The 13,402-nt window shown below is 47.7% G+C and carries 12 protein-coding genes; all 12 read right to left on the reverse strand.

Annotation, left to right across the window (positions count from 1 at the left end):
• Positions 1 to 4: 4 nt before the first annotated feature.
• Complete coding sequence (locus tag ASD24_RS19275) at positions 5 to 1,342, reverse strand: LLM class flavin-dependent oxidoreductase (RefSeq protein WP_056699090.1); 1,338 nt, start codon at positions 1,340 to 1,342, stop codon at positions 5 to 7.
• 26 nt (positions 1,343 to 1,368) lie between these two features.
• Positions 1,369 to 1,950 carry a GNAT family N-acetyltransferase gene (locus ASD24_RS19280; protein ID WP_056699093.1) on the reverse strand — a complete coding sequence of 194 codons (582 nt, stop codon included), beginning with the start codon at positions 1,948 to 1,950 and terminating at the stop codon, positions 1,369 to 1,371.
• Entirely contained in the window at positions 1,950 to 2,444 is a 495-nt protein-coding gene (locus ASD24_RS19285) for a DinB family protein (RefSeq protein WP_056699096.1), read from the reverse strand. Before ASD24_RS19285 ends, ASD24_RS19280 begins: the two co-directional genes overlap by 1 nt.
• Before the next feature lie 45 nt (positions 2,445 to 2,489).
• Positions 2,490 to 3,500, reverse strand: a complete 1,011-nt coding sequence (locus tag ASD24_RS19290) for an LLM class flavin-dependent oxidoreductase (protein ID WP_056699099.1) — start codon at positions 3,498 to 3,500, stop codon at positions 2,490 to 2,492.
• A gap of 23 nt (positions 3,501 to 3,523) precedes the next feature.
• Positions 3,524 to 4,276: an amino acid ABC transporter ATP-binding protein gene (locus ASD24_RS19295; RefSeq protein ID WP_056699103.1), complete on the reverse strand. Its 753-nt coding sequence runs from the start codon at positions 4,274 to 4,276 to the stop codon at positions 3,524 to 3,526.
• Entirely contained in the window at positions 4,273 to 4,983 is a 711-nt protein-coding gene (locus ASD24_RS19300) for an amino acid ABC transporter permease (RefSeq protein ID WP_056699106.1), read from the reverse strand. Before ASD24_RS19300 ends, ASD24_RS19295 begins: the two co-directional genes overlap by 4 nt.
• Complete coding sequence (locus tag ASD24_RS19305) at positions 4,980 to 5,675, reverse strand: amino acid ABC transporter permease (protein WP_056699109.1); 696 nt, start codon at positions 5,673 to 5,675, stop codon at positions 4,980 to 4,982. Before ASD24_RS19305 ends, ASD24_RS19300 begins: the two co-directional genes overlap by 4 nt.
• Positions 5,676 to 5,916: 241 nt before the next feature.
• On the reverse strand, positions 5,917 to 6,744 hold the full coding sequence (locus tag ASD24_RS19310) for a transporter substrate-binding domain-containing protein (RefSeq protein ID WP_056699112.1): 828 nt from the start codon (positions 6,742 to 6,744) through the stop codon (positions 5,917 to 5,919).
• Between the two features lie 374 nt (positions 6,745 to 7,118).
• Positions 7,119 to 8,672, reverse strand: a complete 1,554-nt coding sequence (locus ASD24_RS19315; RefSeq protein WP_082560466.1) for a glycoside hydrolase — start codon at positions 8,670 to 8,672, stop codon at positions 7,119 to 7,121.
• Positions 8,673 to 8,816: 144 nt separating this feature from the next.
• Positions 8,817 to 9,830 carry a carbohydrate ABC transporter permease gene (locus ASD24_RS19320; protein ID WP_082560467.1) on the reverse strand — a complete coding sequence of 338 codons (1,014 nt, stop codon included), beginning with the start codon at positions 9,828 to 9,830 and terminating at the stop codon, positions 8,817 to 8,819.
• A 21-nt stretch (positions 9,831 to 9,851) separates the two neighbouring features.
• A complete protein-coding gene (locus ASD24_RS19325) occupies positions 9,852 to 10,751 on the reverse strand; it encodes a carbohydrate ABC transporter permease (RefSeq protein ID WP_056699114.1) in 900 nt (299 codons plus the stop codon).
• On the reverse strand, positions 10,748 to 13,390 hold the full coding sequence (locus tag ASD24_RS19330; RefSeq protein WP_056699118.1) for a DUF5696 domain-containing protein: 2,643 nt from the start codon (positions 13,388 to 13,390) through the stop codon (positions 10,748 to 10,750). The genes ASD24_RS19325 and ASD24_RS19330 overlap by 4 nt, the downstream gene beginning before the upstream one ends.
• Positions 13,391 to 13,402: the final 12 nt, after the last annotated feature.

Raw genomic sequence — 13,402 nt, forward strand, 5'->3', positions numbered from 1 at the left:
CACTTTAGAATGCGGTATTCGCTTCCTTCCGCTGAGCATAACGATTTTCTGGTACTGGCAACCCCAGATGACCTCGCAGTGTGTCGAACTCATAATCGTTACGAAACACACCCCGCTCTTGCAAAATCGGCACAACGTTATCGACAAAAACATCAAGGTCTTCCGGTCTAATTGGATGCACAATGAAGCCGTCGGCTGCTCCCGTCTCGAACCAACGCTGCAGCGTATCTGCTACCGTCTCAGGTGATCCGATAAAAGGAGTCCGCGGCGCCACCGCTTCCAGCGCGACCTGTCGCAACGTCTGTCCTAGTTCACGAGCTCTCGCTTTGATGCGATCTGTGCTGCTGCGGAATGAGTTTTGTCCTATATTGCCAAGCTCCGGAAATGGCTCATCCAGCGGGTACTGATGAAAATCATGATGGTCGAAAAACCGGGCCAGCACATCCAGCGCTTCCGTAATCGGTATGCGGTTTATAGACTCTTGGTATCTCTGCTCTGCCGCTTCGTCCGTTTGCTCAACGATGGGAACAATGCCTACCATAATGGCAAGGTCATCAACTTCGCGCCCTTCCGTAAGCGTACGCTGCTTCACATCCTGATAGAAGGCTCTGGCATCTTCGATGGAGTTCTGTCCCGTAAATACTGCATCTGCTCCCTTAGCCGCGAGTTGTTTTCCAGGCTCCGATGAGCCCGCCTGAAACACTACAGGCTGTCCCTGTTTAGTACGTGCAATGTTGAGTGGTCCTGCTACCTTGAAATGTTTGCCTTTATGATTAAGCGTATGTAGCTTATCAGCATCGAAAAAGACACCCGTCTCCTTGTTCCGTACAAAAGCGTCATCCTCCCAAGAATCCCAGAGACCACGCACAATGTCCAAGAACTCCTCTGCAATCTCGTAACGATCCCCATGAGATGGGTGCTGCTCTTTACTGTAATTGGCTGCGGAACCTTCCAGCGGTGATGTCACCAGATTCCAGCCTCCACGTCCCTTGCTGATATGATCAAGAGAAGCAAACTGACGAGCTGCGTTAAAAGGTTCACTGTACGTGCTGGATAACGTCCCCACCAGCCCGATTCGAGTAGTGACTGCCGCAAGCGCGGACAAAATCGTCAATGGCTCGAAGCGATTCAGAAAATGAGGAATCGACTTTTCGTTGATAGACAATCCATCAGCAATAAATACAAGATCAAATTTGCCTCGCTCCGCCGTCTGTGCCTGCTGTGTGTAAAAGTCCAGATTAACGCTGGCATCTACGGGTACACTTGGATGACGCCAACTGGACATCGTTCCACCAACGCCCAGAATAATACTGCCTAATTTAAGCTGTTTAGGTTTACTCATGATTCAGACCTCCCGCAGAGTTGCATTTATTGAAGCAGTGGGGTGTTGGCTAGCTGTAAGCAATAGCTTTTGACCAGCGTCTGCCCTGTAGTAAATTCTTTATCGTAGGCTCGTTCAAAGCCCAGTCGCTCATAGAGACGGATAGCCTCCCCCATCATATCCGAAGTATGAAGGTGCAACGTATTCGCTCCACGTTCTCTAGCGAATTGGGCGCTAGCTCGAATTAACCCCGTAGCTACGCCTCTGCCACGTGCCTTGCTTGTCACGCCGAGCAGACGAATAACAGGGGAGTGGATGCCAAGCTCTGGCCTACCGTAAGCCGTGTCGGATGAAGCATACACAAACACACTGCCTACAACTTCTCCGTCAAGCTCAGCTACCAGCTTCGCTACCGTTGACGATTGCTCGATCGCTTCTACAATACTTGCTTTATACGCAATCCATACATCATGAGGCAGTTCCTGTTCATATTGGCTATATGCATCCAGCAGAACTGCCTCCAATAAATGAAGGTCTTCGGTAGTGGCTTCTCTAATGAAAGGTTCGCTACCATCCGCACCCTCCGTCGTATGCTGACTTCCATTAGATTGCGCCTCTATATTTCCCATCACAGCACCTGCTTTCCGGCTGCTTCCTGCTTAATTCTCCGAATCTGGTTCACATGATGCTGCACATGAGCAACAAAGGCCGGAATGATCGCGGAAAGAGAGACCGACTCGCCTTTAAAGTTGATACCGGTTTTGTTCCATTCCTGTTCATCAAGCCGCTCCAATAGACCGGAGTTGTATTGAACCAAACCGTGAGCAATCGCAATAAGTTTGGATACGTGTTCCTCATTCGCTTTTTGTCCAGCAACCCATGCATCCTGATCAAACGCAGGTAGCTTTACCTGCGATCCCGCTAATATCTCACGGATTCGAAAGGAAACAACGATACTATGATCCACCAGATGTGCCAGCACCTCCGTAACACTCCACGAAGTTGGAGATGACTTCCATCTCACCTGCTGCTCGCTTAGTCCAGCAATTTCCTGTTCAATCTCGCTATACGCCTGTGTATATGCGGAAATGATTGACTCCGTTGTGTCTACTGTGTTCCCCATAATTACCGCTCTCCGATCTGTATCATTAATTTAAACGTGATATGTTTACACTAATTCTTCTGCAAACGCCTCTTTAAGCAACTGGAAGGAGCGAACCCTTTTATTAAAATCAGGGACTATTGTTGTAAATACAAAACTGTCTACACCGTATTCCTCCGAAAGTCCAAGTAATCGCTCCCTCACGGTTTCCTTCGTGCCACGGGTGATGCCCGCTTCGCGCTCAACCGCTGTATACGTTTCTCCTGCCTGTCTTGCGAATTCCTCCGCCTGCTTCAGCGTCTGTACATTAACGGTTTTGCCACTGGCCAACGTCACACGTACACTTTTGTGCTGTCCTGCCAGTTCCGCTGCCTCTTCTTCCGTATCTGCTGCAATAACAGACAGGGCCAGAATGGCTTGTGGTTCCCCATGCTTCTCACGATTGAACTGATTGCGGTAGGTATCCAGCGCAGCCAGCGCTGCCTCAGGATCACTGTTAATAAACAATGCAAATACATAAGGCAGCCCCTGCTTTGCTGCTAATTCAGCACTGGAAACACTCGTACCAAGCATGTAAATACCTGCTGGTTGTACCGGCAACGGTTGGGCAGACAGTCCAGGCTGCGCATGGTGTTCACCGGCAGAGGAATGCAAGAAGTCATGAAGTTCCACTAATTTGTCTTCCAACGTTTCCGGTTCCGCGATCCCTTTTTGCAGTGCCTTTGTCGAACGAGGTAAACCTCCCGGTGCACGTCCGATGCCAAGTTCTACCCGACCAGGTGCCAGCGTGGCAAGCACATTAAAGTTCTCCGCTACTTTATAAGGACTGTAATGCTGGAGCATGACGCCGCCAGAACCAATTCGGATCGTACTTGTCTGTGCGAGCAAATAAGATACCAACACTTCTGGAGAGGAGCCGGCAACACCTTCCGAGTCATGATGCTCCGCTACCCAAAACCGATCATAGCCAAGCGACTCTGCGAGTTTCACAAGTTCGACTGTATTATTCAACGCTTCCGCAGCCGTTTGGCCTGGAAACACAATGCTTTGATCCAAAATCCCCAATGTAAATGACATATGCATTCCTCCTCAAATGTGACCTAGATGGAATACGCGCTATCAGGCGTAATCCGTTTAAGGAACTGTTTCGTACGTTCCTCTTTTGGATATCGGAATAACTGAGTTGGTTCCCCTTCCTCAACAATGACTCCACCGTCCATAAATACAACGTGATTCGCCACTTCCTGAGCGAAGCCCATCTCGTGGGTAACGATGATCATCGTAATGCCTTCCTTTGCAATTTGGCGTATAACAGCCAGTACCTCACCCACAAGTTCCGGATCCAGAGCAGAGGTTGGCTCATCGAACAAAATAACTTCCGGATTCATCGCCAAGGCTCGTGCAATGCCAACACGCTGCTGTTGTCCACCTGACAACTCACTAGGGTACGAATCAAGCTTATTTCCGAGACCCACCTTCTCCAGCAAGGCAGCGCTACGCGCCCGCGCTTCATCCTTTGGTACTTTGCGAACAGCAACGAGACCTTCCATCACATTTTGCAGCGCCGTTTTGTGGCGGAACAAATTGTATTGCTGAAATACCATCGCTGATTTTTGGCGTAGAGCATGGATGTCCTTTTTGCCATGCTTCTTATAATCCAAGGTGAAATCTCCGAGTGTGATATGCCCGGAATCCGGTTTCTCCAGATAGTTAATGCAGCGCAGAAGTGTGGTTTTGCCCGAGCCACTTGGCCCCAAAATCGCAACGACCTCACCACGTGCCACATTTAGGTCAATGCCGGTAAGCACCTTGTTGTCTCCGAAGCTTTTATATATTTGCTTAAGTTCAATCATGACACGCCTCCCCGACTGTACGCTCTGAACCGCTTCTCTGCCAGCGCGCTCAGTCTTTCAATCCCAATGGTCAGACCCCAGAAAATAAGAGCAGCTGCCACATATGCCTCAAAAAACTTCCAATTCGTTGATGCAACAATCTGTGCCTTGGCATTAATCTCGACCACCGATACGGCAAATGCCAACGTTGAACCATGCAACATACCGATCAGCATGTTCGAAATGTTGGGTAGACTCGCTGCAAAAGCCTGCGGCAACACAATTCTGCGCAAGGCTTTCGTCGCAGTCATACCTAGAGAATAAGCGGCCTCAATCTGCCCGCGATCAACCGAAAGCAAACCTGATCTGACAATCTCGGATGCATAAGCTCCAGCCGTAATTGAAAATGCCAGATAAGCAAATCCGATCAACGGAATAGAGGCCGAATTAAACCCAAGCCCGAGCGATTCCGACACACTATCTAGCAGCATGGGAACACCAAAGTAAATCAGTAACAGGTGGGTAATCATCGGTGTGCCGCGAACAAATGTAACGTAGGCAGCCGCCAGTTGACTTAGCACAGGAATTCGAAATTGACGAACAAGTGCAACGGCTGTGCCGATTAGGAAACCGAAAACAACCGATACAACCGTAATCGCTAGCGTAATTGGGATTACGCCGAGAAGCTCCACAAAGGCGGTCCACACAAAAGAGAGATCAAAGCTCATATCGGAGCAAACCCCCTTTTCTGCACTCTCCGCTCAAGTACACGGAACAGTCGTTCTAGCACAAAACTTAGGACGAAATAAATGAGAGCCAGTGAAATGTACGCTTCTATAAAATGCCGGGACATCGTCGCCAGCGTAGAAGATTTTCCTGTCATCTCCATAACACCCACGCTAAAAGCAAGCGAAGTATCCTTCAAGCTGCCAATGACCATATTGGAGAAGATCGGCAATGCCGTAACGATCGCCTGTGGCAATACAATGCGGAAAAACGCTTGCGGCCCCGACATACCAATTGCATAAGCAGCCTCTACCTGACCACGATCAACAGAAGCAACGGAAGCCCGAATCATCTCCACCATAAATGCCCCGCTGTTCAGCGCGTATGTCAAAATAACAAAATACAGGGCTGGTACACGATCTGTATTTACACCAAACAACTTCAATATTTCTGGAAATCCATAATAGAATAAAAACAACTGAATTAAGATCGGCGTACCACGAAAAAAGGATACATACAGTTTCGATAACCGATTCAGCACTGGGATGTTATACATTTGAGGCAGTGCTGCGATAGAACTAATGACAAGTCCCAGTACCATCGCACTAACTACAATCAGAAGCGTAGTGCTGATGGTCGGTAGAAGCTTTATAAAATAGTCAATGATATAGCTGAACTCAAATGTTGCGCCCATCGTTGCGGCCTGCCTTTCCTCTAAGAGGTTGTTCAAAGTACGCAGTACCGAGAAGATGGGATAAAGATAGAAATGGAGTGGCGGAGCGTAGGCAAAACTACGTGAGCAACTACATTGTTTCCAACGGAAACAAGCTTCGTAAGCCTCCACTTATTTCGGCTGAATCCCATATTCGATGCTGAGATGCCTCAGGGCATCCTTCGTAATCAAAAGCGGACTTTTTGAACAACCTCTCTAAGTGTTATTTGATCTCCGATTCCGTAGCGTCAAACCCAAGCCATTGCTCACTCAGTTGCTTCAATGTACCGTCCGCCTTAATTTCCTTCAGCACTTCGTCAACACGGTCAGCGAGCTTCTGCTCTTCAGGGTCATTTTTGCGGAACATAAACAGCGTGTCAGATTCACTAAGCGGCGCACCGACTAGCTTCAAATCGTTGTTAGGGTCAATCAGTGGAAGTGTAAAGTCGGCAGCAATCGACGCTGCAACCCGTTTCGACTTGAGTTGTGAGATGAAATCGTTGGCTACACCGCTTGAATAAACAATTTCAAGTGCATTGTCATGCTCTTTATTGTAGTTTTCCAGCAGGATCGCTTGTGCACTGGTTGCTGTCGTAAATACTTTTTTGCCCTTCAAATCGTCAATCGATTGAATGGCGTTATCGTCTTTGAGAACAGCAATTTTGTTTTTCCAATGTGAATATGCTTCTTTGTTAAACAGATACTTCTCCTCGCGCTCCGGATTTTTCTCCATTTGATGTGCAACCATATCAATCTTGTTCGTTTCTAGGCTCAGCAGTAAGTTAGTGAACTCCAAGGTCTGAAACTCGAACTCGTAATCATCCAGACGTTTATCAATTTCTCTGACCAGCTCTACGTCATAACCTGTCAGCTTGTTATTATCGTCAATAAAGGCTACATTCGGAAACTGCGTGCCTGTCCCTACAATAATTTTGGTCGGCGCCTGTGCTCCATCTGCCCCTGCTGCTGTCGGAGTTTCCTCCCCAGCGCTGCATCCTGTCAACGCCACAAGCAGTGCAGTAGTAACCGTTAAAAGTGACCATTTTTTCATGAATATTTCCCCCGTCATGTTGGTTATTATTTTTATACCACCAATTCTTACTTGTTAAGTAGGAATTATTCTAAAAGTATCATTCCCACTGATCCAGCGTCAACGGATTGCTTATAGATAAGTTCTATATGAAGATTCAATTATTGAATGTGTGCGAATACATTGCCGCAGCATCACGAGTGTATCGTAGTGATGGGATGCCAAAAAGCGCCACGTTTGTATCGCCGTGGCGCTTCTTTTCTGCTGATGCATGATCCTAATCGGTCATGTAGCACAACAATCTAGGCTGCTGTACCGACATGGCAGCAGCTTCTTAATCTAGCAGCAGCGTGTAAAACTACCTCATCTACTGAATATGCCGCACAACATCACACCTAGTTCAGCTTCACTACACCAGTCAAAGTCACTACCGATTGCTCCGGAATCGTAACGAGAAAGGATTGTTCATCGCCTGCCTTAACACACCCCATATTAACCAAATCCAGCCCGGCATTCGTCACGTAACATTCCAGTACGGAAACGACTCCGTTTAACCCCAGATTGTGAAGACTCAGCTGAATGCATTTGTCTCGTGTTCCATGGTTCACCAAGACCACGGTCACCGTCTGCTCTTCGTCATGCACATAGGCAGAGCCCAGCAATCCGCTGTCTGCTTCTTCACCAAGACCCGTCAGGCCGATTCTTTGTGCGCCGGGACGAATGAACTTGCTGTAGTTGCCCAGCACCCACAACATTTTGGACGTTAAAATGTTCTGTTCATCGCCCTCCTCCTGAAAATCGGTGTAGATCAGTCCGTCCTTATAGTCCACTTTGGATACCGCCGTCCACCACTGCCACGCAGCCGCGTTGGCTTCCACTAGGTCAAAATGAATGGTCCGTGCAACATGCAGTGCAGGCTCCATGCCCAGATCCCGACCAGGGCCGTAATCGCCCAAAATGCAATATTCCGTCACCCAATATTTGCTGCTCGCATCATAATGTTTCATATTGTCATTCAATAACCGTCTGAGTCGAACTAGCCGATCGTCACCCGGATGGCTATAATCCGACCAGTAGGAGTGTGAAGCTATTTTATTGCCCACCGCTTCCTTCATCTCGGGGTCACCAATCAGTGCCTTGATGTATTCCCGGTATTGGCCTGTACCCAGCTTGTTGGCACCGCTTGAATACGTACCACTGCCTGCAAACTGGCGATAATACGCATCGTCCAGCAGTGATGTAATTTCCACCCCGTCAGGCGCACTGATCCGTGTTCCCAGATGGGTTAACCGCAATTGCCGATGCAACTCCAGAATAACACGTCTCATATCCTCGTTGTTATAGCGATTGCCCTCTTGCCAAGCCTGGTTCCAGTCCCAGGTAGGCTCATTAATCGGGCTGATATAATCAAAGGACAGTCCGATCTCCTGAAAGTGCGTCAATATATGTAGGAGAAAAGCTGCAAATGCCCCCTCGTACCCCTGCTTCAGATTGGTTGAACCCACTTCGGAATCTGGCTGGGCATGACCGTTTTTGGTCATCCATACCGGCGGACTATTCACAAATGCAATGAGCGTCTCCACCCCCCGATCACGTGCAGCCTGCAGGAACCATTGTTGTCCGGACTGTTTGCTCCAGTCGTATTCTCCATCCTCCGACATTTTGAAAGCTTCTGCGCGTCTCCATGGATCGGGAATTAGGGCTTGATCAGTTACTGTGGAACCGGCACCAATATTGAAACGCCAAGCAGATAATCCGATGCCCTTCTCTCTCGAAAATAACAGATCCGCCAACCGGTTTTTATTCTCCTCAGTCCAATGCTTGCCTAACGGTTCCATGGACCATGCATCCGATGCGCCAAAGTTATCCATCATCTGGTAGCGAAGCTCCCCACTAACCGTTACCACCGCATCCGGTGACCCTTCTGACTTCGATAGCGTTTTCCCCATCTAGAATCCTCCTCTTTTCCAGCCGAAGCAGCTACATGTACTTGCACTACAGGGGCCACGCTTTACAGTGGCACCCATGTAATTGCAAGCCTACTGTCCTAACCTTCCAGCCTCTTCTCTTTCAGCCATTCTCTATGTTCAGGTCTAGCCCACAAGTCCGGAACGCTCCACACTCTCTACGAAATGTCGCTGAACGAACAGATAGATGATCAGAAGTGGCAGAATAGCCATCAGCACACTTGTATTCATCATCATCGACATGAAAAATGGATCCTGCGTGTACGATTCTGCGGCTTGCCCACCACCGGTCAGGTACGTTGCGATCGTATATCCGGAGGAAGACATCATCGACGACATAACCTTGGGCTCGTTTAGGTACATATTGGTGAAGAACGAATCATTCCATTGCCATACAAACGAAAACAGCATTACAGTAATCATGGAAGGTATTGCATTTGGTAAAATAATGCGTCCGAACGTCTTGAAATAGCCTGCACCATCAACGTATGCTGCTTCTTCAATCTCACGCGGAATGCCCCTGAAGAATTGGCGGAAAATGTATACGTACAGACCTGTTTTCACACCCATGCCCAATAATGCAGATATCAGGAACGGCCAGTACGTATTAATCAGATTCGCAGGACTGCCTCGAAACAGTTCAATCAAACCAAGCACATCAAAATTTTTAAAATTCAGATAGAGCGGAATCATGATCGTCTGTGAAGGAACCAAAATGGTAAAGATAACCGTGGCAAACAACAGACCACTTCCTCTGAACCTGATCCTTGCGAACCCATAGCCTGCCAGTACACACGTTATCGTCTGAAGCAGCATGACAGCAGTCGACAACCATAAGGTATTCATCAGCACACTGGGGTAGTTCATTGCCGTGAATACCAATTTAAAGTTATCCAGCGTGAATTCGCGGGGTAACCAGATTACTGTCGGGTCATACAGATCGGACATACTTTTAAATGAAATTGATATCTTCAATAAAATGGGATACAGAATAACGAATGAAATGCCAAATATCAGGACGAATCGCACCAAAATCCACAGCCACTTTTTAATGAATTCAAACCAGTAGGCAGTAGAAGTTAGGCGCTCTAGCCCTTCTTTTTTTGCAGTTCGCTGCCCTGATGCGGTTCCTGTCTTCATGTCATGCCTCCTTCGGGAATGCTAATTCTGATAAAAGACCTTGCGAGACACAAGGGCAGTCGTTACCCACAAGATCAGTGCAATAACGGCAAAATATATCCAGGACATCGCCGCACTGAGCCCAAAATTAAAGCTCTTGAAGGCCGTATCCACAACAAGTCGACTGGTCTGGTCACTGATGAAGCTATCCACGATCGTGTAGACCAGATTGGTCAGAATCAATGGACTCAGCATAGGGAATGTAATCTTCCAAAAGGCTTCATATCCTGTCGATCCCTCGATCTTGGCGGCTTCATACAGTGAAGGTGAGATCGACTGCAAGCCTGCAAGGAAAATCAGAATTTGTACTCCGGACTGACTGACAATCTCATAAATACGACTTACCGCACCTGTCAAATATTCAACTAGAATCGGACTCATGCCGGATTCAAGCAGCATAATCGTCAGATCTAGATTTTTTAAGACAGACAGTCCCCCACCGGTCATATCATTGGCATTGCGTACAACGGATTGCATCAAGTCCCCGTTTTCAATACTGGCAATGATGCCTGAGGCCAGAATGACTGGCAGAAAAAAGATCGCTCTTGCCAAAACCCGTCCGTGAAACTTCTGATTCAGAATGACGGCAAAAAACAGGCTGAAAATAATAATCAGTGGTGTATTTACCACAATATTCAGAACTGATTCCGTCAACATTCGTACATAGGATTCATGGGATAACAGAGCCTCACGGAAATTGCCCAAACCGATAAACTCTAGGGTGAACCCTTCATTAGACACCTGTAGATTACTCAGACTGTATCGGAACGATGAGATTAACGGCACCATGAACAGAAATAGGAACCCGATGAACCAGGGCAGAATGAAATACAAACCGTAATATCTGTTTTTTTGTTCAAGAGATAACTTTTTGAGTTTCATTCCGGCATGTCACCCCCTCCTACACGGTAACTCTTCGCTGCCACACTTACGCCGTTAATGTTCGCAGCAACATCGTTGTAATTGACCATGACCGTTTTTCCTTTTTCAAAAGTCGTCTGATAGACACCATCGCTCAGCTTCTCATGTTTCACAATAGTTTGATTCTGCACGTCGTTCAGGACATCGCTAATCTGCTCGTACCGCTCGGCTGATTCCTGAATCCAGCGCCGATAATCTGCTGAATACAACTCGTCGAATCCAGTCATCTTAATGGCAGATGGATCCGCATAGAACCATGTGTAGTAAGGTGCTGATCCCGTTTCAATCGCTCGCAGCATCTGGACAAGAGAATACTGATCGTCAGCCATATTCCATGCTTTTCCCGCATATTGGATGTAGCCGTGATATACCAGCTGGAAAAAGGGCACGGCTTCGTCGGTTATGTTAAAGCCGCTGTTACTCATAGGTGCATCGACAACATGCCGGGTGTAGGCACTTGCATACACATTGCCACCTTCCACAAGAAGTGACGCATCGGAATGATGCAGCTGCTCAAGCTGTTCGACTACAACCTTCTTCGCCTGCTCGCGATTTACCACATTTGTACGATTGAAATCGGAGTTCAACTGATCGCCTAAATCTCGAAGGGACACCCCCGAAAGTCCTAGCCGTATATGATCTTGCATAAATCCATCCACAATGCCAGGTACGGCTTGCGGGCTGACGACATATCCTGGTGAAGCCTCTTCATCCCGCGTAAATGTAGAGATCCGGTATGGGAACAACTGCGCAAGCTTGCCTGTAACTTGACGTGAAGCATATGATTTCTTGAACGCTTTAGCTTCTGGATACACCTCCAGAAAAGACACATCCGGGTAAAATCCGAAGCCATTCTGCTCCGTGTAGGCCTGCAGGCTTTGCAAACCCTGAGCACCTCCTAGCTTCTTATCAACATCAATTGACTGAGGCATGTCGTGATGAATTCCTCCGTTAAACCACCCCGAGTAACGAAGCTGAATTTCGCTCACACCGTAGCTCTGCATCTCCTTCAAGATTTCCTGTGCTTCCTCAAAGGTTGTCAACGGCTCATAGGCATTGTAGGGTATGCCCAGAAAGAACTTTTTCTTCGGAATACCGCCAATGAGTTCTACGTAAAACGGCAGTGCTGTGTCATCAGCCAAACGCGTCAGCTGCTTGTGCTCAACCAGATAATCCCGATACGTCGAAGCCATACCTGAATAGCTCGCATTGTCCGCACCCAGAAATTCAAAGACAACTGCCATCTCATTATGAAAAGGCTGTGCCTGAAACCGTTTGACCGTGCTGGAACGCCATCCATTGGTGAGCGTAACTTCCTCCATACTGCTCAGCGTAAAGCTTGAATGCACCGTATTGTATTGATTCAATCTACCACTGATATCCGCCTCAACGGATGCGACCGCATCGCCTTTATCAATGATGGCTAAATACCCTTTGTTTCCGTAACTCATGCCATACACAGGAATTCTAGCCTTCTGTTCCTTCTGAATCTGGGTGAGTTGATTAACAGCATGATCCCCACCATACAGGGTGGTGCTATACGGTGATGCATGCGTCTTTTGGTTATTAAAATAAATCAGTGATCCTGATCCGTCCGGCACCAGACTGTATCCTTCTTCTGAAGGCCCGCTGGCACCGAAAAAAGGTAGCAGTGACAAGGATTGAATCTTCATGGAATCCGGATACTGGATACCGCCCTCAGGGATCGATACCCTCAGACGTCCATCTTCGAGTCGATAGTGCACTGGCACGACGACATTCTCAAGCCCGCTCTCTCCCTCACCGTAGGCTTCCTTGTCAATCGCGATCTGCACCTCATCATAGTCAATGGATTCCAGAATTCGGGTTACTTTGGACAAACCAACACCTTTCAGAGACGAATCCCGTCTTTCGTAACGCTTGTTCTGCTCATCGTAACGAAAGCGCTTCTCTAACTCTTTCTGATCCTTTTCCTCCAGTTTCTCGAGGATTAAAGTCCTGAAACGTTCCTCGATAATATATTTGGGAATAGCTTCGATATCGCTATTGACTTCACCTAGCGTATACACGATATTAACGCCGTCTTCGACTTTTTCGATCTCAAACTGACCACTCTGAACACTATGTGTATAATTGTCGTATTTGAGCGCGTTGCCGGCGTTATCGTAATACGTCAATTCGAGCTGTACATTCAGCTGGGACTTGTTATATCCGGTTGCGATGGCATCCTGTTCCCGATCCTGCGGATTGGAGAACCATATCTCACCATGCTGCTTATCGAGCGTCGCAATCTCTGTCGTTTCCGGCTGAAGATACAGAATCAGCTCTTCGTTTTCGGCGATAGCCTCCATACCATCAGGAACAGTTATTACGTTGTGGCTTGCAGCTTGATTTGCCAGCTCTTTGGTTATGGATGGATCTGCGTCAGCCTGAATAGACTCTGTCGTCTTTTGCTCTGGTGATGCTTCTGTTTCGGCAACAGTGCTACGATGAGGTTGTTCAGACTCAACTGTTGTGGTCACCGCTCGTTCATAGACCGACTCTGCATAGTTGACATTTTGAGTCATTAACAAGCTGCCGATCATGATGGTTATGGCAAACATCGTACGACTTTTGTTCACCTCTGACACCTC

This window comes from Paenibacillus sp. Root52, assembly GCF_001426865.1.
In the GTDB taxonomy this organism is placed as follows: domain Bacteria; phylum Bacillota; class Bacilli; order Paenibacillales; family Paenibacillaceae; genus Paenibacillus.